Source organism: Microvirga guangxiensis (assembly GCF_900102135.1).
GTDB classification, from domain to species: Bacteria; Pseudomonadota; Alphaproteobacteria; order Rhizobiales; family Beijerinckiaceae; genus Microvirga; species Microvirga guangxiensis.
Genome location: NZ_FMVJ01000007.1, coordinates 151,937 through 173,774, shown reverse-complemented (window position 1 = coordinate 173,774; position 21,838 = coordinate 151,937). Strand labels below are relative to the sequence as shown.

Genomic DNA, 21,838 nt, shown 5'->3' with positions numbered 1-21,838 from the left:
CCCCGCGTTTACAACGCCGTCATCAGCGTCACGATGAGCCCCGCGCCGATCACCGCGACGAAGCGGTCGCCCATGGTGAGCGGCTCGGTCTTACCTTGAGCCGCCAATTGGCCGATGACAAGATCGATGACGAGCGACACCGCGAAGGGCCATGCAGCCGGCGGCACGGCCAGCTGCTGCCACTCGGGCCTGCTTCGAACGACGAAACCGATGACGATGCCGGAAACCAGCACCGCCCCGATGTAGAGAAGCTTCACGCGCGACAAGGCCATCATGCCTGGCTCGCTGCTTTGTTGCCGAGCGCGGCCTGCGCTGCCGCGAGGCGCGCGATCGGCACGCGATACGGCGAGCAGGACACGTAATCCAATCCTGTCTGCTGACAGAAATGGATCGAGGCCGGATCACCGCCATGTTCGCCGCAGATCCCGAGCTTGATGTTGCTGCGGGTTTTCTTGCCGCGTTCGACGGCGAGCTTGATCAGCTCGCCCACGCCTTCCTGGTCGATGGTCACGAACGGGTCGGCGGGCAGCAGGCCCTTCTGGGTATACGGACCGAGGAAAGACGCAGCATCGTCACGCGAGATGCCGAGCGTGGTCTGCGTGAGGTCGTTGGTGCCGAAGGAGAAGAACTCCGCCGATTCCGCGATCTCGCCCGCGCGCAACGCCGCACGCGGCAGCTCGATCATCGTGCCGACCTGATATTCGACCGCCACTCCGCTTTCCTTCGCCACGGCCTCGGCCATGGCGACGATGCGCTCCTTCACAAGGTCGAGTTCCGGCTTCGTCATGACGAGCGGCACCATGACCTCCGGCACGACGGGCTTGCCCGTCGCACGTCCCGCTTCCACGGCCGCCTCGAAGATTGCGCGCGCCTGCATCTCGGCGATCTCGGGATAGGCTACGGCAAGACGGCAGCCGCGGAAGCCGAGCATCGGATTGAACTCGTGCAGCTCGCGGGCGCGGTGCCTCAACTTGTCGGCGGAAGTGTTCATCGACTTCGCCACTTCCTCCATCTCCGCATCCGTATGCGGCAGGAATTCGTGCAGCGGCGGATCGAGCAGGCGGATCGTGACCGGCAGACCGCTCATGATCGTGAACAGCTCCACGAAGTCCTTGCGCTGCATGGGCAGAAGCTTGCTGAGAGCAGCGCGGCGTCCGGCTTCGTCGTCGGAGAGGATCATCTCGCGCACCGCCACGATGCGGTCGCCTTCGAAGAACATGTGCTCCGTGCGGCACAGGCCGATGCCTTCCGCGCCGAAGGTGCGGGCGGTCTTGGCATCAAGCGGCGTTTCCGCATTGGCGCGCACCTTCATGTGGCGCACCTTGTCGGCCCAGCCCATGAGGGTTGCGAACTCGCCGGAGAGCTCCGGCTCCAGCATCTTCACCTGACCGAGCAGCACCTGACCGTTCGAGCCGTCGATGGTGAGCACGTCGCCCTTGTTCAGCGTCTGCCCTGCCACCGTCATGGTCTGCTTGGCGTAGTCCACGCGGATCGAGCCAGCGCCGGAGACACAGGGCTTGCCCATGCCGCGCGCCACGACGGCTGCGTGCGAGGTCATGCCGCCGCGGGTGGTGAGAATGCCTTCGGCGGCATGCATGCCGTGAATGTCTTCCGGCGAGGTTTCGACACGCACGAGAATGACCTTGCGGCCTGCCTTCTTCGCAGCTTCAGCATCGTCCGAATTGAACACGATCTCGCCCGAAGCGGCGCCTGGAGAAGCGGGAAGGCCCGATGCGAGAATCTTGCGCTCGGCCTTGGGATCGATGGTCGGATGTAGCAGCTGATCGAGCGCCGCAGGTTCGACGCGGGTGATCGCCTCTTCCTGCGTGATCAGGCCTTCGGAGGCCAGCTCCACCGCGATGCGGAGCGCAGCCTTCGCGGTGCGCTTGCCGTTGCGGGTCTGGAGCATCCAGAGCTTGCCCTTCTCCACCGTGAATTCCATGTCCTGCATGTCACGGTAGTGCTTCTCGAGAATGCCGTAGATGCGCACCAGCTCGGCATAGGCCTGCGGCATCGCGTTTTCCATGGAAGGCTTGTCGGAACCGGAGGCGATGCGGGCCGCTTCCGTGATGTCCTGCGGCGTGCGGATGCCGGCCACCACATCCTCGCCCTGCGCATTGATGAGGAACTCGCCGTAGAGCTCCTTCTCGCCGGTGGATGGATTGCGGGTGAAGGCGACGCCGGTGGCGGAGGTCTCGCCCATGTTGCCGAATACCATGGCCTGCACGTTCACCGCCGTGCCCCAGCTGGCAGGGATGGCATGCAGTTCGCGGTACTTGATAGCGCGGCTGTTCATCCAGGAACCGAACACGGCGCCGATGGCGCCCCAGAGCTGCTCCTGCGGGTCCTGCGGGAACGGCTTGCCGAGCTCCTTCTCGACCAGCGCCTTGTAGCGCGGGAGAATGGCCTTCCAGTCTTCAGCCGTCATGTCCGTGTCGAGGGTGTAGCCCTTGCGGTCCTTGTACTCGTCGAGCACTTCCTCGAAGTGATGGTGGCCGATATCGAGCACCACGTTGGAATACATGGTGATGAAGCGGCGGTAGGAATCATAGGCGAAGCGCTCGTCGCCCGCGCCCTTGGCGAGCGCCTCGACGGTTACGTCGTTGAGGCCGAGATTGAGCACCGTGTCCATCATGCCCGGCATCGATGCGCGCGCGCCGGAGCGGACGGAAACGAGCAGCGGATTGGCGGCATCGCCGAAGGTGCGGCCCGTGAGCTTGCCCACGAAGTCCAGAGCGTTCTCGACCTGGCTTTTAAGCTCCTGCGGATAGGAACGGCCATGGTCATAGTAATAGGTGCAGACTTCCGTGGTGATGGTGAAGCCCGGGGGGACCGGCAATCCCAGATTGGACATCTCGGCGAGGTTCGCCCCCTTGCCCCCAAGCAGGTTCTTCATTCCCGCCTGGCCTTCGGCCTTGCCGTCTCCGAAGGTATATACCCACTGCGTCATCGCTAGATCCCTTGGCTCGTCACACGCCCTGCTGCAGCGCAGGTTTTGGCTTGAAACATCTAGTGCCCAAACGCAAGCTGAACAGCCAAGGTTCCTTTGTTGCATATGAGGGCTCAATGGAGGTCAATCTAGGGGAGATCTCCTCGCCAAGAACATCATTCTGCAAATAAAAATGGCCGGGACATGCCCGGCCATTTTTGAAGCTCTGCAATTGAATATCAGACGCGATAGCGCCCATTGCGCTTCACATAGACCGTGGCGCCGACGGGAACGCGCTCGTAGAGATCGACGATATCCTCGTTGAGCATGCGTACGCAGCCGGAAGAGACCTGCTCGCCGATGCTCCAGGGCTCGTTGGTGCCGTGGATGCGGAAGAGAGTGTCTGCGCCATTCTGGTGAAGATACAGCGCGCGCGCGCCGAGCGGGTTGTCGAGCCCGGCCTCGCGGTGCTCCGGCAGGTCGGGGTTGATGCCCTTCATGGTCTTGGTGGGGCGCCAGGACGGCCATACGCCCTTGCGGCCGACGGAGGCCACGCCCTTCCAGGAGAAGCCCTGCTTGCCGACGCCGACGCCGTAGCGAATCGCTTTCTTGTCGGGCTGGATGAGATAGAGCATGCGCTCGTCGATATCGACCACGATGGAGCCAGGCTTTTCGGGCCCATCGTAGTTCACGGTCTGCTTGGCGTATTTCGCATCCATGAGCCGGCGGTCGACGAGCGGAACGTCGAACGGCTTGTCGGGCATGGAGCCGATATACCACGCCGCATCGTCAGTTGCCGCGGCCTGGACGGGCGCGGGCTGCTGGGCGGTTTGGCAGGCGGAGAGGGAGGCGCTGAGGACAGCGCCGAGAAGCAGGCGTCGGAACATGGTGAGTCTACCGAAAAGGTGTTGCCGACTACCTAGGCCTCTGAGGGGCCTTTGGCTGTGCCCCTCATGCAACACCTTAATGGGAATTAACTCTACTATCCCTCAATCCGGGAGAAATCGGCCACCGTACGGGTCGCCTCACGGATGCTGTTGAGCAGGCGCAAGCGGTTGGCGCGAAGGGCCGGATCCTCGGCATTCACGGTTACCTTGTCGAAGAACGCGTCCACAGGCTGGCGCAGGCGGGACAAAGCGCGCATCGCACCCTCGAAATCCTCGTTGGCGACAGCGGCAGCCGCCTCTTCCCGCGCCTGGTGGAGAACCACCGCAAGCGCCTTCTCCTCGATCTGTCCCTGATCGTTCACGATCTGGAGATCGGGAGCTTCATTGTAGGTGCGCCCGTCCTTCTTCTCCTCGATGCGCAGAATGTTGGCCGCGCGGCGATAGCCGGCGAGCAGATTCGCCCCGTCCTCCGTATCGAGGAAGCGGCCCAGCGCCTCCACGCGGCGGACGACCATGAGCAGGTCATCCTGGCCTTCGAGCGCGAACACGGCATCGATGAGATCGTGGCGCGCGCCCTGATCGCGGAGATAGACCTTCAGACGATCGGCGAAGAAGGAGAGGAGGTCAGCAACCAACCCTCTATTGCCGAATGCCTCTCGTGCATCATCCAGTACGATTGCCTTGGTTCCACCTGCGAGCTTTTCTGCGAACGCTTCAAGCTCCTCACTGCCCATCTTCTCAGCTATGGTTTCCATGTCCGAGAGTTCATCGGAGCGAGTGCGAAGGTATTTTGCAAAATCGTGCATGGCGCTCGCATGGAAACTCGGCTCCGAGACAGACAACTTCATATTGTTCTCGAGCACCAACCTGATCACGCCCAACGCAGCACGACGCAACGCATAGGGATCCTTCGACCCCGTCGGCTTCTCGTCGATAGCCCAGAAGCCGACGAGCGTGTCGATCTTGTCGGCGAGCGCCACGGCCACCGACACCGGATCGGTCGGCACGCGGTCGGAGGGCCCAAGCGGCTTGTAGTGTTCTTCGATGGCAGCGGCGACGGATGGGTTCTCGCCCTGCAGCGTCGCGTAGTAGCGGCCCATCAGGCCCTGCAGCTCGGGGAACTCGCCGACCATTTCGGTGACGAGATCGGCCTTGGCGAGACGCGCGGCGCGCTCGGCCATTGCGGGGTCTGCGCCGACGATGGGTGCAAGCTCCTTGGCAAGCGCCGCGATGCGCTCCACACGCTCGAACTGCGTGCCGAGTTTTTCGTGGAACACGATGCTCTTCAGCTTTTCGAGACGATCCTCCAGCTTCACGCCCTGGTCCGTCTTCCAGAAGAAATTCGCGTCGGAGAGGCGGGCGCGCACCACGCGCTCATTGCCGCCGACGATGGTCTTGCCGCCATCGCTGGCGATGAGGTTCGACGTGAGCAGGAACTTGTTGGCGAGCTTGCCGGTCGCAGGATCGCGCAGCACGAAGCATTTCTGGTTCGCGCGGATGGTAGTGCGGATCACTTCGGGCGGAATGTCGAGGAAGGCTTCATCGAACGAGCCCATGAGCACCACGGGCCATTCCACGAGTCCGGCGACTTCTTCGAGCAGGCCTTCGTCCTCGACGAGTTCGAGGCCCTGCGCGAAGGCGAGATCCTTCGCATCGTGCAGGATCATGTCCTTGCGGCGATCCGCATCGAGCACGACCTTCGCGCGCTCGAGAGCCGGGACGTAATCGTCGAAACGCTTCACGCGGATTTCACCCGGCGCGAGGAAACGGTGGCCATAGGTGACATCGCCCGAGGTGATGCCGTCGACCTCGAAGCGCACCACTTCCGGATCTTCCGTCTCGGGTCCGAAGGTGCAGAGGATCGATTGCAGCGGACGCACCCAGCGCAAGCTGCCGGCTTCAGCCGAAGCCGCGCCCCAACGCATGGATTTCGGCCAGGGGAAATTCTTGATGATCTGCGGCAGGATCTCAGCCAGCACATCCGTGGTGGCGCGGCCGGGCTTCTCGATGATAGCGACGTAGAACTCGCCCTTCTTCGGATCGCTCTCGATCTTCGCCTGGTCGAGCGAAGCGAGCCCCGCCCCTTTCAGGAAGCCCTGGATCGCCGCGTCGGGCGAACCCACGCGCGGCCCTTTTCGCTCCTCGCGCACATCCTGGCCCTTGATGGGCAGGCCCATGATGGTGAGCGCGAGACGGCGCGGCGTGGCGAAGGCCTGCGCTCCCTCGTAGAGGAAGCCGCGCTCCACCAGCGCATCGGTCACAAGCTTCTTCAAATCCTCCGCCGCACGGCGCTGCATGCGGGCGGGGATTTCTTCGGAAAAGAGTTCAAGGAGAAGATCGGGCATGGGAGATATGAAACTTACGTGTTGAGGGAACGGGTGAGCGCGCGGTGCTTAAGCAGCCACGCCCCCGCCCTCGGTCTTCAGCCATGCCGCGCCGCAGGCTTTCGCCAGTTCGCGGACGCGCAGGATGTAGCTCTGGCGCTCGGTGACCGAAATCACGCCGCGCGCATCGAGCAGGTTGAACATGTGGCTGGCCTTGATGCACTGGTCGTAGGCCGGCAGTGCCATGAGATGGCGGCTGTCGTTGGAGCCGTCCTTCGGCTCGCCCGCTTCGAGATATTTGCGGCAGGCGGCTTCCGCGTCGCGGAAGTGGCGGAAGAGCATTTCCGTGTCGGCGTATTCGAAGTTGTGACGCGAATATTCCTGCTCGGCCTGCAGGAATACATCGCCGTAGGTGACCTTCCGGTCGCCGTCCTGGCCGTTGAAGTTGAGATCGTAGATCGACTCCACGCCCTGCAGATACATGGCAAGGCGCTCGAGGCCGTAGGTCAGCTCGCCCGCAACCGGCGAGCACTCGAAACCCGCTACCTGCTGGAAGTAGGTGAACTGCGAGACTTCCATGCCGTCGCACCAGCATTCCCAACCGAGGCCCCAGGCGCCCAGCGTCGGGCTCTCCCAATCGTCCTCGACGAAACGGATGTCGTGCAGGGAGGTGTCGATGCCGATGGCCTTCAGCGAACCGAGATAGAGCTCCTGCAAGTTCGGGGGGTTCGGCTTCAGGATCACCTGGAACTGGTAATAATGCTGAAGGCGATTGGGGTTCTCGCCGTAGCGGCCGTCCTTGGGGCGGCGGGAGGGCTGCACATAGGCTGCACGCCAAGGCTTGGGACCCAGAGCCCGCAATGTCGTCGCCGGGTGGAAGGTGCCTGCGCCCATTTCCATGTCATAGGGCTGCAGGATGACGCAGCCTTGTTCAGCCCAATAGCGCTGGAGCGTGAGGATCAGGCCCTGGAAAGAGCGCGCAGGATTCATGTGCGCGGGTTCGCTGGTCATGAGAGCGTCCGGTCTTTGAAAATCTTGAGCGAACCCTTGGGATGATGGGGGCTTCAAGTCAAGCGCCGCACATATTCCCCTCCCCCTTGTGGGGAAGGGTTAGGGGTGGGGGTGCAAGTGCCACGCTGGTCCAGTTCAGCGCCAGCACCCCCACCTCCCACTCCTCCCCACAAGGGGTAGGAGGGCTACCAGCGCCACCATAAGGGCGGAATTGCCTAGAGCCCCAACCGTGCCCAGGCCGCCCGCTCCTCAAGGGTTCCCACCACTTCCGCCGGGTCGATGAGGCCGCCCCCGGTCACGGCACGGCGGCCGATGAGGCGGGCGAGCAGCGGCGGGCGGGCAGGCTCGATCATGCGGAACTTCACATCCTCGCCGAAGCGCTGCCGCAGAACGGAGCGGACATCGCCGAGCCCGTCGATGAGCCCGAGATCCAGCGCCTCAGCGCCGACCCAGAAGGCTCCTGAAAAGAGATCCTCATAGGAATCGTTGAGCTTCTCGCCCCGTCGGGTCTTCACGAGATCGACGAAAACCTCGTGGATCTTGCGCTGAAGGCCCTTGAGGCGTGCGACGTCCTCCGGGTTTTCTGGCCTGAACGGATCGAGCATGGCCTTGTTCTCGCCCGCCGTGTGTACGCGCCGCTCCACGCCGATGCGGGCGATCAATTCCTGGAAGCCGAAGCTCGCGGAAACCACGCCAATGGAGCCCACGATGGAGGCAGGATCAGCATAAATCTCATCCGCCGCGCAGGCGATCATGTAGCCGCCCGAGGCCGCCGCATCCTCCACGAAGGCGAGAACCGGGATCTTTTTCTCCTCGGCCAAGCTTCGGATGCGCTTGAAAATCAGGTGAGACTGGGCTGCCGATCCGCCGGGGGAATTGATGACGATGGCCACTGCCTTCGCACCAGGCACGGAGAAGGCCCGCTCCAGCATCGAGGCTACATTTGCCATGGCCAGCCCCGAACGGAACGGCATGACGGCCCCGATGGCGCCTGACAGGCGCAGCACCGGCACGATGGGGTGAGAATAGCTACGGTACCGGCTGGGCAGGAGAAACTGAAGACGGGCCGGAAGCAGGGAGGAGAAAGATGTCTGAGCCATGGCCTTTATGTAGTGCGTGCGGTGCAGCTTCCCAAGATGAACGTACCGTTAGGGAAAGTTTCGGCCTTCGTTCAGTTAAGTCCGTTTAAAGATTCAGCATGGATAATATCCAGGCACATGCCGCTCATGGTCCAAGCCATTGCGGCTCAGGAGAAATTGACATGCGCAAGCTGCTTATCGGTCTTCTCGGCTTTGCCACCCTTGGCTTTGGTGCCCTTTCGGCTCCGCAGGCCGAGGCTCAGCCCTATTACGGGTACCGTCCGGTTGTGGAATACCGCTCCGGCCCGGTCCTCGTGCGCCATGATCGCGGGCGCCCGCACTATGGCCGCCGCGTCTACCGCCCTGCCCCGGCCTATCGTCCGGTTCCCGTAGCCCGCCGCTGCTGGGTCGAGCCCCGCAGGGTCTGGAACGGCTACCGCTGGGTTCGCCGCGGGGTTGAGGTCTGCCGCACGGTTCGCCGGCCCGGCTACCGCTGGTAATGACCGAAAAGGGCGCCTGAGGCGCCCTTTTTCATAAGGCGGGCTCTTCTTCTTTCCTCAAGCCTGTGAAAAGCTGTTCGAAGTTCGGCACACGCAGAACCTCCTCCAGCCCATCTGCTCCCTCCTCAAGAAAAGCGACCTCTGGCTCGGCGCTTGGCCCATCTGTCCGGTAATCGAGGCACAGGAAGCAGTCCCATCCATGCCGGGCAAGGACGATCAGTAGGTCGGCATTGGGAAAGCGGCTACGGAAGGATGAATCGTCATCTCCGTAGTCGACCATGTCCGAGAGCTCTCCCAGTGTCTCCAGTTTATGGACCGGATGGATGTCCCCATCGAGAATGACGCAGTGCCAATCGTCGAAAACCGGACGCGGATCAGGCGTCTTCGCGTAGAACCGGTAGCTCGTGTAACCGCCATTGCGATTTCGATACAAAGCCTTCAAGAGCTTAGGAAGGCTAACTCCCAACCGGCCCTCGGTTTCGGCAATGAGCTCATCCACCCTCGTGGCCGCACCCTCTTCTTTTTGGGACCAGTGCAGGCTCTCATGCCAGAATGAGCCGGTGGTTGGAGCAACGCTCGAAAGAGAGAGTTTATCTCCTTCCATACAGCCCCCTTTCTTGTCCAAACGCCTTGCCCGTTTTGAGCCAACCCGCGCTTATACAAATTATATATCATTATATCTGAATCCGAAATAACCGCCGAAGATGGGTTAGTCGACGAGGAGTGCCTCTCCCCGGTGCAGGGCTTCGGCATCAGAGTTGAAACGGCCATCCGGCCCATGGAGCACGACAGGCGGCAGAATACGCAAAGGCGCTCGGCTGCCCTTAACGCCGGATAGCAGAATACGAATTGCTGGCTGGTCGATGGCGGGATGGACAAAGCGAATTGCAATTCCCCCCATGCTCTTCCCTACAACGGCAACACAATCTGCCAGCCGGTCGGCCCGATGGATCAGGACGAGCTTCCCCCTGGGCTTGAGCAGGCTCAGGCATATCTTGAGCCATGCTTCGAGCCCTCCCGCCGGAAGAGCATGAGCAGCCGCCCTGCCCCGATCCGGCGAGATTCGCGCCTGACCTTCTTCGAGAAAAGGAGGATTCGTCAGCACCAGATCGGCAGTTTCAGGGTTCAGCGCTGCCGCATGACGAGACTTCTTATCGAGAAGATCGGCTACGAAGATGTCGGCCTCGACCCCGTTCGCCCTGCAGTTCCGCCTGCATAGCTCGGCCAGATCCACATCCCGTTCAACGAAGCCTAGGCGCATCTCCTTCTCCCGAGCGGCCACCATGAGCCCGACCGCGCCGGTGGCGGCTCCCACATCGAGCACCCTGTCCCCAGCTTTCGCGGGCGCGCTTGCTGCCAGAAGCACGGCATCCGTGCCGGCCCGATGCCCCTTGGCGGGCTGAATCAGGGTGACTCGGCCTCCCAGCAAACAATCTTCCGTGATCTCACTCATCGCGCAGCTCGCCTGCGAGACCGGCCTCGCGAATGAGCTGGCGGGCTTCCTCCACTTCGTCATCGGGCACCAGAAGCCGCCGGGGAAAGGCGCCGATCATTCCCTCGATGGAGCTGACATGCATATCTGCCACCAGCACATGGATATTGGCGTTCTCCAATAAGGATTGTAGGAAACCGATCAGAACGAGATCGTTGGTTCGGACGTTTTCGACCATCGGCAGGCTACCTTCCTCTGCGGCAAGCGTTTGCATTGCAGCATGGAAAGTGCCATGCCACATGAATGAATATTCCTACCGGCCATCACAGCCGGCAACCCGGGTTTCAACACGTGGGCGTCGTCGTTCCCTTCGAAGAGAAGCATCCCGAGAAGAATGCGAGCATCGAAAAGCTCGTCTCCCTTGTGGCCGCCGACATGGATCGGGTCAATGCGATGATCCTGTCGCGGACCGGTTCCGAGGTCACCATGATCCCGGAGGTGGCGAACCACCTCATCTCATCGGGCGGCAAACGGCTACGCCCCATGCTGACGCTGGCGACCGCCGGCCTCTCCGAATACGAGGGCGACGGGCATGTGAAGCTCGCCGCCGCCGTCGAATTCATGCACACGGCCACTCTCCTCCACGACGACGTCGTGGACGAAAGCGACATGCGCCGGGGCAAGATCGCCGCCCGCATCAAGTGGGGCAACGAGGCGAGCGTGCTCGTGGGCGATTTCCTGCTCGGTCAGGCCTTCCGCATGATGGTGGAGGTGGGCTCGCTCCGCGCCCTCGACATCCTCTCCGCCGCCGCGACCGTGATCGCCGAAGGCGAGGTGATGCAGCTCGCCGCCGCCAAGAACACCGAAACCACGGAAGATGAATACCTCGCCGTGATCCGCGGCAAGACGGCGGAACTCTTCGCCGCCGCCTGTGAGGTCAGCCCCGTCATTGCCGGCCGTCCCAAGGCCGAGCAAGCCGCCTGCCGCTCCTACGGTATGAATCTCGGCATCGCCTTCCAGCTCATCGACGATGCCCTCGATTACGGCGGCAAGGCCGCGACACTGGGCAAGAACGTGGGCGACGATTTCCGTGAGGGTAAGATCACCCTCCCCGTCGTTCTCTCCTTCCGCCGCGGCTCGGCGGAGGAGCGCGCCTTCTGGAAGCGCGTGCTCGAACAGGGCGAGATCGAGGACGGCGATCTCGAACAGGCAATCAGCATCATGCGCCGCCACAAGTCCCTGGAGGACACGGTGGAGCGGGCACGCCACTACGGCTCCATGGCTCGTGATGCGCTCGCCCTCTTCCCCACGAGCCCCATGAAGCAGGCTTTGCTCGAGACGGTCGATTTCTGCATCGCCCGTGCATATTGAGCATAGCAGCGCTGTTCTTTTTACAGAACAAATCGGTTGACATAAAATCCCGCCGGTCTAAAACGGACTTGCCTTGAGGCCACTCGTCTCAAGGCCGCGGTGATTTGAGACGAGCAGCTTGCCCCGCGTGATCAAAGGCTAAAGCGCCACGAGCGGCTTCCGCCTCGTGGTTCACGAGGATCGATGGGCTATGACGCGACTGATGACTGCACTGCCATTCATGCCGATCTCACCGCCTTCTCGGCCCGAATACTGTCGTCGCCTCGACGCCTGATCTTCCTCATCCCAACCCGAACCACATGTCCGGCTTCAACTTGAAGCCCAGACGCACTTTGCCTGAAAGGTACTCCCATGTCCGTTTTCACCCGCCGCACCCTTTTGTCCGCGACCTTCGCGCTCGGTGCCCTTGCTGCCGCGACGCTGCCCGCCGCGGCCCAGCAGAAGAGCATCAAGGTCGGCGTCATGTCCGGGGCCGAAGAGGAGGTGGCGCAGGTCGTCAAGAAGGTGGCCGCCACCAAGGGCCTGAACGTCGAGCTCGTGCCCTTCTCCGATTATGCTCTCGTGAACGAGGCCCTGGACCGCAAGGATCTCGACGCCAACGCGTTCCAGCACAAGCCCTATCTCGATGCGCAGATCGCGGCGCGCGGCTACAAGATCGTGCCCGTCGGCTTCACCTTCGTGCAGCCCATCGGTCTCTATTCCAGCAAGGTGAAAGCCGTGGCCGACCTGCCCAAGGGCGCGAAGATCGGCATTCCGAACGATCCGAGCAACGGCGGCCGCGCCCTCAATCTTCTGGCGCAGGAAGGCGTGATCAAGATCAAGGAGGGCAAGGGCCTGTCGCCGAGCCTGCTCGACATCGCCGAGAACCCGAAGAACATTCAGTTCTCGGAGCTCGACGCCGCGCAGCTGCCCCGCGCCCTGCCCGATCTCGATGCCGCCGTGATCAACACCGACCACGCACTCAATGGCGGCCTCGACATCCGAAAGGACACGATCGCGGTGGAGAAGCGCGAGGGCAACCCTTATGCGAACTTCATCGCCGCCCGTCAGGGTGACGAGAACCGCGCGGAGATCAAGACCTTCGTGGAATCCTACCAATCGCCCGAAGTCGCGAAGTTCCTGGAAGAGCGCTTCAAGGGCGCCATCATTCCGGCCTGGTAAAAGCTGAAGCCGATTGAACGACGAAAAGCCGGATCGTCAGCAGTGACGGTCCGGCTTTCTGTTTGAACGACAGCTGCAGCGCGGACGCCTCGAAGAACGGGGCTAGTGCAGCTCCGTAGCCTCGACCCACCATTGCGGTCGATGATCCAGCACGAAACGAGCCGCCTTCGCGGCACTCGACGCATCGTCATAGAGCCCGAAAACCGTCGCCCCTGAGCCTGACATGCGCACCAGGCGGCAAGCCTCGGTGCACGATACCAGATCGAGCCCCTCTTCGATGATCGGCTGGACCTTGAGAGCAGGCGGCTGAAGATCGTTGCGGGTTGCTTCGAGGACTTGCAGAAGATCATTGCGGGACGTCGCCTCGGCAGAGGGATGACCGAGGCCTTGCAATTGTTGCCCCGGCTGCAGTCCGAGCGCCCTGAACACGGCCGGCGTTTCGACGGGCACGCGCGGATTGACCAGCACGGCGAAGAGCGGCGGCATCTGTAAGGCTGGGCCCAACTCTTCCCCGATGCCTCGCATCATGCGGGCTCGAGGCTCGAGACAGACGAGCACGTCCGCGCCTGTCAGCCGCGCCGCATCGCGAAGGGCAGGATGCGACAATGGCAAATCGTTGAGTTGCGCAAGCAGCCTCAAAGCCGCCGCCGCATCGGATGAGCCGCCGCCGATTCCGGCTGCGACCGGCAGGCGCTTGGTGAGATGAAACGTTCCGACCTTGAGGCCCTCCACGCGCTCCGCCAGAAGCCGCGCGGCTTTCATGACGAGATTATCCCCATCGTGTCCCGCCGACGCGGCGGTCGGCCCGCTGACCTGCAAGGACAGCCGGGGATCCGGGGTCAATTGGAGATCGTCGCTCACACCGGCGAAAGCGACGAGGCTTTCGAGCGCGTGATATCCATCCGCCCGACGCCCCAGAACATGAAGGCTCAGGTTGATCTTGGCGGGTGCACGGGTAGAAAGAGGCTGAGGCATGTTCCTTCCATGCCCGAGAGACGGATCGATGGGAAGGGTCTGGCCGCCAAACAAAATGGCCGGGCAAAACCCGGCCATTTCAGCAAAGCGTCGCTTGTCAGCCGCCGTTATGGGCGGCCGGTGCCGGTGAGGGAGCAGGTGCGCTCTCGGCGGCGGTCGGGTTCTTTTCCACCTCGTCGAGACCGTGATCGATCTTCCGGAGGATCTTGACCAGATCTTCGGGCTCGGGGTTCGAAGCCTTGGCGTGATCCCACTGGAACTTCGCCTCGAGCTTACGGCCCACCTTCCAATAGGCGTCGCCCAGGTGATCGTTGATCGTCGGATCGCCCGCCTTCAGCTCTACCGCCTTTTCGAGTTCGCGCACGGCGTCCTCGTAGCGGCCCATCCGATAATAGGCCCAGCCGAGGGAGTCGATGATCATGCCGTCGCGGGGCGCGAGCTCCACCGCCTTCGTGAGCATCTTGAAAGCTTCATCGATGTTCTCGTTCCGGTCGACCCAGGAATAGGCGAGATAGTTCATCACCTGCGCCTTGCCGGCCGGCAAGGTATCGGGCACCAGCTCCAGGGACTTCTTGAGATCTGCCTCGGCCTTGTCCCATTGCTTGGCGCGTTCATAGGACGTGCCGCGATAGAAGAAGAGGATCCAGTGGCCGCGCTGAGGCGTGCCCACAAGCTCAATGGCCTTGCCGTAGGTTTCGGCCGCTTCCGCGAACTTCTTGCGCGAGCGCTGCACATTGCCCAGCGCCATGACGACTTCCACGTCGTCCGGACGCTCTTTCATGAGCTTGTCGAGATAGGCCATGGCCTCCTCGCCGCGCTCCATCTGCTCGTAATTCTGGCCGATGGAGATGTCGGCGCTCGTGCGCACCGGCGAATCCTTCGGCACGCGGTTGAAGACCGCGTTAGCCTGATCGTACTGCTTCAGGCGCTCGTAGACGTCGCCCAGGGTGATCAGAGCCATCGGGTGATCCGGCTTCAGATCGAGACCGAGCTGGAGATAGATGGTGGCCGTCAGCTCGTCGCCCTGCGAATTACCCACCACGCCGAGACCGTAGAGGAGTTCGGCCGCGCCGTCCTGCGCATTGGTGACGAGCGGCATGAGGGGCTTGCCCTCTTCGAGCGCGGTCAAAGCGGCCTTCACGATGGGATGACGCGGCGCAAGCTCGTCGAAGGCCTTGTAGATGGCGATCGCCTCGTTCTTCTTGCCGCGCTTGGCAAGGAAGCGGCCATAGGCATCCACCACCTGGAGAGTGTTCTTCTCGCCCTCGTAGGCCGCCTTGAAGCGCTTCTCAGCCTCGGCGGGGTTGCCCACCACATCGGCGATCAGGGCCGCATGATATTCACGGAACTGCTTGAACGGATCGTTGCCCGGCGTGCCGCGCAGCTTGTCCGTGGTTGCCAGAGCCTGCTTGGCGTCCTTGGAACCGGCATAGGCCCAGGCGGTCAGCAGCGTCGCGGTGAGATCCGCCTGGCGGCTGCGCGCGCTCTTGGCAAGGCGAGAACGGGCATCGCCATATTTCTGCGCCTTCATGGAGCGGACCGCGAGGGCGAACTGGGCCAGATTGTTGGACGAATCACGGGCCGAGAGCCGCTCTGCCGCCCGATAGGCTTCCTGCATCGAGCCGCTGGCGAGGAACACCACGAAACCGCGCTCCAGAAGCTCCTGATTGCCCGGATCCTCCTGAATGGCTTCTCGGAAATAGAGCGAGGCGGCATGGGTGTCGCGGGCGGAACCGGCTACATAAGCTGAGAGGAAGTTGCCCTCCAGGCTCTGAGCGGGCCTCAGAGGCTCATTCGGATCTGGATTGTTCGCCAAGGCCGGCGAGGCCAGAAGGCCGGCCGCCATCAGGACGAATGCGGGCAAACCCTTGCGGGCTAAAGGCAATTTGAACGTGGGCACGAAGCGCGGCTCCAATCATCGCGACATCTCAAGGTGAGAACATAAGGAGATGTGCGCCAAATCAGGCCGGAGAATGGCGTTTCCCTGTTGCCGTCGCAAGGGGACAATTGCCGCTGGAGGCGTAAAAGCCTCGTGAGAGTGAAGGATTTCACGCCAAGGCCAAGGCGCCATCCGGGCCCAAAGCGTCATCTCGGACGGCGTCAGCTGATCCGGGATCGTCCGCAGGATATGGCACTATTCTCTTCACGCGATCCCGGGCTCTGCTGCGCAGCCCCGGGATAACAACCTTCCTTACATATTCACGTAGTTCGGTCCGCCGCCGCCTTCCGGCGTGGTCCAGTTGATGTTCTGGTTCGGATCCTTGATGTCGCAGGTCTTGCAATGGACGCAGTTCTGCGCGTTGATCTGGAACCGGGCACCGCCCTCGCCTTCCACCCATTCATAGACGCCAGCCGGGCAGTAGCGCTGCGAGGGGCCGCCGAAGACATCGTGTTCGGATGCCTTCTGCAGGCCCATATCCTTCACCTTGAGATGGACCGGCTGATCCTCCTCATGGTTGGTGTTGGACAGGAACACCGATGACAGCTTGTCGAAGGTGAGCACGCCGTCGGGGCGGTCGTACTTGATCGGCTTCACCTGGGAGAGCGGCAGCAGGCATTCGTGGTCCGGCTTGCCGTGCTTCATGGTGCCGAAGGGCGACCAGTTGAAGACTTCCGTCAGCCACATGTCGAGGCCGCCGAGCGCCACGCCCGCCGCCGTGCCGTATTTCGACCAGAGCGGCTTCACGTTGCGCACGCGCTTCAAGTCGTAACCGATGGGCGAAGAACGCCATGCATCCTCGTAGGATGAAACCTCGTCATTGGCGCGACCCGCCTGCAGCGCCTCGAACACATGGTCGGCGCAAAGCATGCCGGAGAGAACGGCGTTGTGGCTGCCCTTGATGCGCGGCACATTCACGAAGCCCGCCGAGTCGCCCACGAGGCAACCGCCCGGGAACGAGAGACGCGGCACCGATTGCCAGCCGCCCTCCATGATGGCGCGTGCGCCGTAGCCGATGCGCTTGGCGCCCTCGAACACGTCGCGCACCATCGGATGCGTCTTGAAGCGCTGGAACTCATCGAAGGGCGAGAGGGTCGGGTTCTTGTAGTTCAGATGCACCACGAAGCCGACGGACACGAGATTATCGTCAAAGTGGTAGAGCCAGGAGCCGCCGCCTGAATTGTTCGGCAGCGGCCAGCCCATGGAATGTCGCACGAGGCCCGGCTGGAACTTCTCGGGCTTCACCTGCCACAGCTCCTTGATGCCGATGCCGTATTTCTGGTGATCGCGGCCCTCGTTGAGGCCGAAGCGCTCCACCATCTGCTTGGTGAGCGAACCGCGCGCGCCCTCGCCGAAGATCGTGTACTTGGCGCGAAGCTCCATGCCGCGGGTGAAGTTGGCGTTGGGCTCGCCGTCGCGGCTGATGCCCATGTCGCCGGTGGCGACGCCCACGACCTTGCCGTCCTCGATCAACACTTCCGCCGCCGGGAAGCCCGGATAGATCTCGACGCCCAGTTCCTCCGCCTTGCGGCCGAGATAGCGGGCGACATTGCCGAGGGAGCCCACGAAGTTGCCGTGATTGTTCATGAGCTTGGGCATGAACACGTTGGGCAGCTTCACGCCGCCTGCATGGCCTAGATACATGAACTCGTCCGCCGTCACTTCCGTCTTGAGCGGACGGTCGGGATCGGTGCGCCATTCCGGCAGGAGGGCATCGAGGCCGATCGGATCGATCACCGCGCCGGAGAGAATGTGAGCGCCGACCTCGGACCCCTTCTCCACCACCACGACGGAGATGTCGGCGCCCTTCTCGGCCGCCTGCTGCTTGAGGCGGATGGCCGTCGCCAGACCCGCAGGGCCGGCACCGACGACCACGACGTCGAACTCCATGGATTCACGGGCGGGCAGATCGGACATGAGTTCTCTCTCCTGTACGCGACTTGAAAACCAGATCGTTTACATATGAACAATATGGCGAAGTTCTCAAGTGCAGCCTTCTTTGGAATTGTCCTAGCTTCATTAGACTTAAGCGGAAAGTTCCCTTTCAGCATAAGGTTATGCCGAAAGGCGATATATTCTCTTCTCTTCAAGAAGTTTGCAGGCTCCGTCCCAAGTTGTTCCTGTTGTCGATGGTGCTTAGAATGAACCGATGCAGGACCAAGCCTCCAAGCACGAAGCGTTTCATACGCTCTTCGATACGCCCATCGGCGTCTGCGGCCTCGCCTGGAACGGGCGTGGAATCATGGGCGTGCAATTGCCGGAGGATGACGCATCCAGGACGCGCGACCGCATCGCAAAGCGTTTTCCGGGAAGCTCGGAAGCTGCCCCGCCGGCCCATATTCGGGCCATCATCGACGATGTGATCGCCCTGCTGAAGGGCGAAGCGCGCGATCTGTCCCACATCCCCTTGGATATGGAAGGCGTGCCGGAGCTTCACCGGCGCGTCTACGAGGTTGCGTCAAGCATCCAGCCTGGACGGCTGCTGACCTATGGGGAAATCGCGTCCAAGGTCGGAATCAATAATGCCCGGCTGATCGGCCAGGCCCTGGGCAAGAACCCGTTTCCCATCATCGTCCCCTGCCACCGTGTCGTCGCGGCGGGCGGCAAGCTCGGCGGGTTCTCGGCCAATGGCGGTGGCCTGACCAAGCGCCGCCTGCTCGCCATCGAGAACGCCCGGCGAGACGACAGCCCGACGCTCTTCGACCTGATTTCCTGAGGCTGTCTCACAAAGATATGGCGCATGTTCCCTCCCCCTTGCGGGGAGGGATCGAGGGTGGGGGTCGCAAAGTCGAAGCGTTGCGTCTGCTCCAGTGAATACGACAGCTCTACAGCACATCCCCTCTCCCGGGTGGGAGAGGGGCAGGGGTGAGGGTGTACCCTGTCCGGGTCAGGCAGTCCCTCACCCGGAGCTGCGCTCCGACCTCCCCCACCCGGGAGAGGTCTTCCAGCGTCTCACTGGTTTGATGTCTCACCCAATCAGACCACCCCCACCTCTACCCCTCCCCGCAAGGGGGAGGGGAAGAGCGGCAGTGCTTTGTTAGCCCGCCCTCCACGACAAGGCCGGCCCTTCATATGCTGTGAGTTGTTCATCGGCCTCGGAATGCTTACATACATCCCATGCAGGATCTCCCCTCCGACCGCGATGCTTTGAAGGCGCTGCTCGACTTCCATGTCGAGGCGGGGGTGGATCTTGCCTTGGACGAAACCCCGCATAATCGCTTCGCGGAGCCCAAGGCCGAACCGGCTCGGGCCGGAGGCCCTGCCCAGCAGGCGCAGCCCGCCCGCGCCCCGGCATCTCCTGCCTCGTCTCCTTCGCCTCGCGCCCTGCCGAAGGTGGCCGCCAGCGCGCCGGATGAGGTCGCGAGCATGGCCCGCGAGCAGGCCCGGCATGCGCAGTCGCTGCAGGAGCTCGAAGCGATCCTGGCCGGTTTCGAAGGCTGCGCCCTGAAATTCTCCGCCAAGAACCTGGCCTTCGCCGATGGCAACCCGGAAGGCCGCGTCATGCTGATAGGCGAGGCTCCCGGCGCGGACGAGGACCGGATCGGCAAGCCCTTCATGGGCCGCTCGGGCCAGCTTCTCGACCGGATGCTCGCCACGATCGGCCTCGACCGATCCCAGGTCTATGTGGCCAACATCGTGCCGTGGCGTCCGCCGGGCAACCGCACGCCGACCCCACAGGAAATCGCGATCTGCAAGCCGTTCATCGCGCGGCAGATCGAACTGGCGAAACCGGAATTCATGCTGTGCCTCGGAGGCCCGGCCGCTCAGAATCTTCTCGGCCTGAAGGAGGGAATCCTCCGCACCCGTGGCCGCTGGTTCTCCTACAAGACCGAGGACGGGCGCGAGATCAGGGCGCTTCCGACCCTGCATCCGGCCTATCTTCTGCGCCAGCCTCTGCAGAAGCGTCTCGGCTGGCGCGATTTCATGGCCTTGCGCCGGGCGCTTGACGCCAAGGAATAAGCTCCTTCTGCCTGAGCCGGAACCCAGCTATATGCTCACGCCTTAAGTTCCTGCGGCGTTCGATGCCGCTGCTGGTAGGTGGATCATGCGCTGGGATAACTTTCGAACCTCGTCAAATGTGGAAGACCGTCGCGGCATGGGCATGGGCGGCGCAGGTGGTCTCGGCATCGGCACCGTTCTGATCCTCGGTCTTGTCGGCTGGGCGCTCGGGATCGATCCGCGCATCCTGATCGGCGGCGCGGAGATGATCGCAGGCGGCGGTTCGGGCTATCAGCAGCAGCAGGGCCAGCAAGGCACGCCACAGGACGAGATGGGCCGCTTCGCAGCAGCGGTTCTCGGCAACACGGAAGACGTCTGGAAAACGGTTCTGCCGCAGCAGGCGAACCGTGAATACCGTGAGCCGAAGCTCGTGCTGTTCTCTGGCGCGACACGCTCCGGCTGCGGCGGCGCGCAATCGGCCATGGGGCCGTTCTACTGCCCGCTCGACCAGACCGTTTACATCGATCTCTCCTTCTTCCAGGAAATGCAGCAGCGCTTCCGTGCGGGCGGCGACTTCGCCTATGCCTATGTGCTCGCGCACGAGGTCGGCCACCATGTGGAAAACGTGCTCGGCATCCTGCCGCGCGTGCAGCAGCGCCAGCAGGAGGTCAGCCGCTCCGAGGCGAACCAGCTTTCCGTGCGCGTCGAGCTGATGGCGGATTGCCTAGCGGGCGTGTGGGCGCATCATTCCAACCAGCGCTGGCAATCGCTCGAGCAGGGCGACATCGAGGAAGCGATCCGCGCCGCCGAAGCCATCGGCGACGACCGTCTGCAGAAACAATCCCAAGGCCGCGTGGTACCGGATTCATTCACCCACGGCTCCTCGGAGCAGCGCATGCGCTGGCTCACGACTGGCCTCAAGAGCGGCTCGGTGCAGTCCTGCGACACGTTCAGGGCGAGCAGGCTTTAAAACAGAGACGTCATTCCGGGGCTGCGAAAGCAGAACCCGGGACCGCATGACGAGAATGGCGCCCTCTCCTGAATACGATCCGGGATCGGCGCTACGCTCTGTCCGGGATGACGCGTGTGGTCGAACGAATGACTCTACGCTACAACCACATCGATCACGCGAGAGTTCTTTCATGCCCGGCATCGACGAAACGCTCACATTCATTCCGCTCAGCATCGCGGTGCTCACCGTATCCGACACGCGTTCTCTCGACGAGGACAAGTCAGGCGCGACGCTTGCCGAACGCATCGCGAAAGCCGGTCACACGCTTGAGGATCGCGCCATCGTGACGGACGATGTGGAAGCCATCCGCGCGAAGGTGAAAGGCTGGATCGAGAATCCCGCCATCGACGTGATCATCACCACAGGCGGCACGGGCTTTACAGGGCGCGACGTAACCCCGGAGGCCATCGAGCCGTTGTTCGAGAAGCGCATGGACGGCTTCTCCGCAATCTTCCATCGCATCTCCTACGACAAGATCGGCACCTCCACGATCCAATCGCGGGCGACGGCGGGCGTGGCGAACGCCACCTTCATCTTCGTGCTGCCGGGCTCACCCGGCGCGTGCAAGGATGCGTGGGACGGCATTCTCGTAAGCCAGCTCGATTACCGCTACCGCCCCTGCAATTTCGTGGAGATCATGCCGCGCCTCGACGAGCACCTGAAACGCGGGAAGCTGCAGGGCTGAATATTCAGCAAAAGCCTTATCCTGAGGAGCCGCGAAGCGGCGTCTCGAAGGACGAGGCTCAAGGCAGTGCTGCCGCCAGCCTTATCACCCGAACACCGGATCGCGCTCGATCCGGGCCGACAAACGCACGGGCGTACGCGCTTTCATTTCGTTGAGCAGCACACGGCGATGCACGAGATCGCCCGCGTGAACTTTCGAGCGCAAGAACATGCGCCGCATCAAGCCCGACATGCCGTCGCCGTGACGGCGGAACCGAGCAAGACCGCGCTCCGGCGGCGCCAGCGCCACGAACCGGTCGAGAACCCGGATCCAACCCTCCTGCGGAATGTCGCCGTCGTCGAGGCAGAGCAGCCACTCGCGGCGGGCGGCCTGCGCTCCGTCTGCCCAGGAAACGTCATCAGCCACGATCAGGGTGGCTCCTGCCGCGTCGGCCACTTTCACCAGCGTCTCGTCCTGTCCATGAGCCAGGATGACGGCATCGCCCACGAGCCCTGCCGCAACAGCGGGCACGAGGGCGCTCAAAGTGGCTGCCAGGGCCTCGGGCCCGGAGCTGACGCGGACGAGAACTGTGATCATGAGCCCTCTTATATCGCC

Annotated in this window: 20 protein-coding genes; 7 read left to right on the top strand and 13 right to left on the bottom strand. The window is 62.8% G+C overall.

The annotated features are described in order from the left end of the window. Nucleotides 1–8 precede the first annotated feature (8 nt). The 6 genes from BLP10_RS13710 to BLP10_RS13685 all read right to left on the bottom strand — a co-directional run bounded on the left by BLP10_RS13710 (nt 9) and on the right by BLP10_RS13685 (nt 8,251). Nucleotides 9–275 (bottom strand): hypothetical protein, encoded by a 267-nt coding sequence (locus BLP10_RS13710; RefSeq protein ID WP_091135394.1) that lies wholly within the window; start codon nt 273–275, stop codon nt 9–11. Next, entirely contained in the window at nt 272–2,950 is a 2,679-nt protein-coding gene (gene ppdK, locus BLP10_RS13705) for a pyruvate, phosphate dikinase (protein ID WP_091135392.1), read from the bottom strand. The genes BLP10_RS13710 and ppdK overlap by 4 nt, the downstream gene beginning before the upstream one ends. Nucleotides 2,951–3,168: 218 nt before the next feature. Further along, nucleotides 3,169–3,816 (bottom strand): L,D-transpeptidase, encoded by a 648-nt coding sequence (locus tag BLP10_RS13700; RefSeq protein WP_091135390.1) that lies wholly within the window; start codon nt 3,814–3,816, stop codon nt 3,169–3,171. 95 nt (nt 3,817–3,911) lie between these two features. After that, a complete protein-coding gene (gene glyS / locus BLP10_RS13695; protein WP_091135388.1) occupies nt 3,912–6,161 on the bottom strand; it encodes a glycine--tRNA ligase subunit beta in 2,250 nt (749 codons plus the stop codon). Nucleotides 6,162–6,209: 48 nt separating this feature from the next. After that, a complete protein-coding gene (locus BLP10_RS13690; RefSeq protein WP_091135386.1) occupies nt 6,210–7,151 on the bottom strand; it encodes a glycine--tRNA ligase subunit alpha in 942 nt (313 codons plus the stop codon). 215 nt (nt 7,152–7,366) lie between these two features. Continuing rightward, nucleotides 7,367–8,251 (bottom strand): S49 family peptidase, encoded by an 885-nt coding sequence (locus BLP10_RS13685; protein WP_091135384.1) that lies wholly within the window; start codon nt 8,249–8,251, stop codon nt 7,367–7,369. Between the two features lie 161 nt (nt 8,252–8,412). Here BLP10_RS13685 and BLP10_RS13680 point away from each other — a divergent pair, with 161 nt between their 5' ends. After that, nucleotides 8,413–8,730: a hypothetical protein gene (locus tag BLP10_RS13680; protein ID WP_091135382.1), complete on the top strand. Its 318-nt coding sequence runs from the start codon at nt 8,413–8,415 to the stop codon at nt 8,728–8,730. A gap of 31 nt (nt 8,731–8,761) precedes the next feature. On the opposite strand, the gene BLP10_RS13675 is transcribed toward BLP10_RS13680, so the two are convergent. The 3 genes from BLP10_RS13675 to BLP10_RS13665 all read right to left on the bottom strand — a co-directional run bounded on the left by BLP10_RS13675 (nt 8,762) and on the right by BLP10_RS13665 (nt 10,400). After that, on the bottom strand, nt 8,762–9,334 hold the full coding sequence (locus tag BLP10_RS13675; RefSeq protein ID WP_091135380.1) for an SMI1/KNR4 family protein: 573 nt from the start codon (nt 9,332–9,334) through the stop codon (nt 8,762–8,764). A gap of 105 nt (nt 9,335–9,439) precedes the next feature. Continuing rightward, on the bottom strand, nt 9,440–10,183 hold the full coding sequence (locus tag BLP10_RS13670) for a tRNA1(Val) (adenine(37)-N6)-methyltransferase (RefSeq protein WP_091135377.1): 744 nt from the start codon (nt 10,181–10,183) through the stop codon (nt 9,440–9,442). Next, nucleotides 10,176–10,400, bottom strand: coding sequence for a putative signal transducing protein (locus BLP10_RS13665; protein WP_091135596.1), 225 nt, complete (start codon nt 10,398–10,400; stop codon nt 10,176–10,178). Before BLP10_RS13665 ends, BLP10_RS13670 begins: the two co-directional genes overlap by 8 nt. A 113-nt stretch (nt 10,401–10,513) precedes the next feature. Here BLP10_RS13665 and BLP10_RS13660 point away from each other — a divergent pair, with 113 nt between their 5' ends. Beyond that, the gene (locus BLP10_RS13660; RefSeq protein ID WP_091135592.1) at nt 10,514–11,533 is read left to right on the top strand and encodes a polyprenyl synthetase family protein; all 1,020 of its coding nucleotides are present in this window, start codon (nt 10,514–10,516) and stop codon (nt 11,531–11,533) included. A gap of 351 nt (nt 11,534–11,884) precedes the next feature. Continuing rightward, entirely contained in the window at nt 11,885–12,694 is an 810-nt protein-coding gene (locus BLP10_RS13655) for a MetQ/NlpA family ABC transporter substrate-binding protein (protein ID WP_091135375.1), read from the top strand. A 102-nt stretch (nt 12,695–12,796) separates the two neighbouring features. Here BLP10_RS13655 and BLP10_RS13650 read toward each other — a convergent pair whose 3' ends face one another. The 3 genes from BLP10_RS13650 to BLP10_RS13640 all read right to left on the bottom strand — a co-directional run bounded on the left by BLP10_RS13650 (nt 12,797) and on the right by BLP10_RS13640 (nt 17,525). Further along, on the bottom strand, nt 12,797–13,669 hold the full coding sequence (locus BLP10_RS13650; protein WP_091135588.1) for a 4-(cytidine 5'-diphospho)-2-C-methyl-D-erythritol kinase: 873 nt from the start codon (nt 13,667–13,669) through the stop codon (nt 12,797–12,799). 97 nt (nt 13,670–13,766) lie between these two features. After that, nucleotides 13,767–15,569, bottom strand: a complete 1,803-nt coding sequence (locus tag BLP10_RS13645) for a tetratricopeptide repeat protein (protein ID WP_244510526.1) — start codon at nt 15,567–15,569, stop codon at nt 13,767–13,769. Nucleotides 15,570–15,860: 291 nt separating this feature from the next. Next, nucleotides 15,861–17,525 (bottom strand): electron transfer flavoprotein-ubiquinone oxidoreductase, encoded by a 1,665-nt coding sequence (locus BLP10_RS13640; protein ID WP_091135373.1) that lies wholly within the window; start codon nt 17,523–17,525, stop codon nt 15,861–15,863. 232 nt (nt 17,526–17,757) lie between these two features. Between BLP10_RS13640 and BLP10_RS13635 the strand changes: the two genes are divergently transcribed. From BLP10_RS13635 to moaB, 4 genes are all read left to right on the top strand, one after another. Then, nucleotides 17,758–18,324, top strand: a complete 567-nt coding sequence (locus BLP10_RS13635; RefSeq protein ID WP_091135371.1) for a methylated-DNA--[protein]-cysteine S-methyltransferase — start codon at nt 17,758–17,760, stop codon at nt 18,322–18,324. 401 nt (nt 18,325–18,725) lie between these two features. Beyond that, entirely contained in the window at nt 18,726–19,568 is an 843-nt protein-coding gene (locus tag BLP10_RS13630; protein WP_091135369.1) for a uracil-DNA glycosylase, read from the top strand. 85 nt (nt 19,569–19,653) lie between these two features. Then, nucleotides 19,654–20,517, top strand: coding sequence for a KPN_02809 family neutral zinc metallopeptidase (gene ypfJ / locus BLP10_RS13625; protein ID WP_091135367.1), 864 nt, complete (start codon nt 19,654–19,656; stop codon nt 20,515–20,517). A 172-nt stretch (nt 20,518–20,689) separates the two neighbouring features. Continuing rightward, a complete protein-coding gene (gene moaB, locus BLP10_RS13620) occupies nt 20,690–21,244 on the top strand; it encodes a molybdenum cofactor biosynthesis protein B (protein ID WP_091135365.1) in 555 nt (184 codons plus the stop codon). An 84-nt stretch (nt 21,245–21,328) separates the two neighbouring features. Here moaB and BLP10_RS13615 read toward each other — a convergent pair whose 3' ends face one another. Beyond that, a complete protein-coding gene (locus BLP10_RS13615; protein WP_244510525.1) occupies nt 21,329–21,820 on the bottom strand; it encodes a hypothetical protein in 492 nt (163 codons plus the stop codon). Between the last annotated feature and the right edge of the window lie 18 nt (nt 21,821–21,838).

Bases quoted from the DNA above. Each gene is read 5' to 3' on its own strand.
- BLP10_RS13710 (WP_091135394.1), bottom strand. From the start codon at position 275: ATGATGGCCTTGTCGCGCGTGAAGCTTCTCTACATCGGGGCGGTGCTG.
- ppdK (WP_091135392.1), bottom strand. From the start codon at position 2,950: ATGACGCAGTGGGTATATACCTTCGGAGACGGCAAGGCCGAAGGCCAG.
- BLP10_RS13700 (WP_091135390.1), bottom strand. From the start codon at position 3,816: ATGTTCCGACGCCTGCTTCTCGGCGCTGTCCTCAGCGCCTCCCTCTCC.
- glyS (WP_091135388.1), bottom strand. From the start codon at position 6,161: ATGCCCGATCTTCTCCTTGAACTCTTTTCCGAAGAAATCCCCGCCCGC.
- BLP10_RS13690 (WP_091135386.1), bottom strand. From the start codon at position 7,151: ATGACCAGCGAACCCGCGCACATGAATCCTGCGCGCTCTTTCCAGGGC.
- BLP10_RS13685 (WP_091135384.1), bottom strand. From the start codon at position 8,251: ATGGCTCAGACATCTTTCTCCTCCCTGCTTCCGGCCCGTCTTCAGTTT.
- BLP10_RS13680 (WP_091135382.1), top strand. From the start codon at position 8,413: ATGCGCAAGCTGCTTATCGGTCTTCTCGGCTTTGCCACCCTTGGCTTT.
- BLP10_RS13675 (WP_091135380.1), bottom strand. From the start codon at position 9,334: ATGGAAGGAGATAAACTCTCTCTTTCGAGCGTTGCTCCAACCACCGGC.
- BLP10_RS13670 (WP_091135377.1), bottom strand. From the start codon at position 10,183: ATGAGTGAGATCACGGAAGATTGTTTGCTGGGAGGCCGAGTCACCCTG.
- BLP10_RS13665 (WP_091135596.1), bottom strand. From the start codon at position 10,400: ATGGTCGAAAACGTCCGAACCAACGATCTCGTTCTGATCGGTTTCCTA.
- BLP10_RS13655 (WP_091135375.1), top strand. From the start codon at position 11,885: ATGTCCGTTTTCACCCGCCGCACCCTTTTGTCCGCGACCTTCGCGCTC.
- BLP10_RS13650 (WP_091135588.1), bottom strand. From the start codon at position 13,669: ATGCCTCAGCCTCTTTCTACCCGTGCACCCGCCAAGATCAACCTGAGC.
- BLP10_RS13640 (WP_091135373.1), bottom strand. From the start codon at position 17,525: ATGTCCGATCTGCCCGCCCGTGAATCCATGGAGTTCGACGTCGTGGTC.
- BLP10_RS13635 (WP_091135371.1), top strand. From the start codon at position 17,758: ATGCAGGACCAAGCCTCCAAGCACGAAGCGTTTCATACGCTCTTCGAT.
- BLP10_RS13630 (WP_091135369.1), top strand. From the start codon at position 18,726: ATGCAGGATCTCCCCTCCGACCGCGATGCTTTGAAGGCGCTGCTCGAC.
- ypfJ (WP_091135367.1), top strand. From the start codon at position 19,654: ATGCGCTGGGATAACTTTCGAACCTCGTCAAATGTGGAAGACCGTCGC.
- moaB (WP_091135365.1), top strand. From the start codon at position 20,690: ATGCCCGGCATCGACGAAACGCTCACATTCATTCCGCTCAGCATCGCG.
- BLP10_RS13615 (WP_244510525.1), bottom strand. From the start codon at position 21,820: ATGATCACAGTTCTCGTCCGCGTCAGCTCCGGGCCCGAGGCCCTGGCA.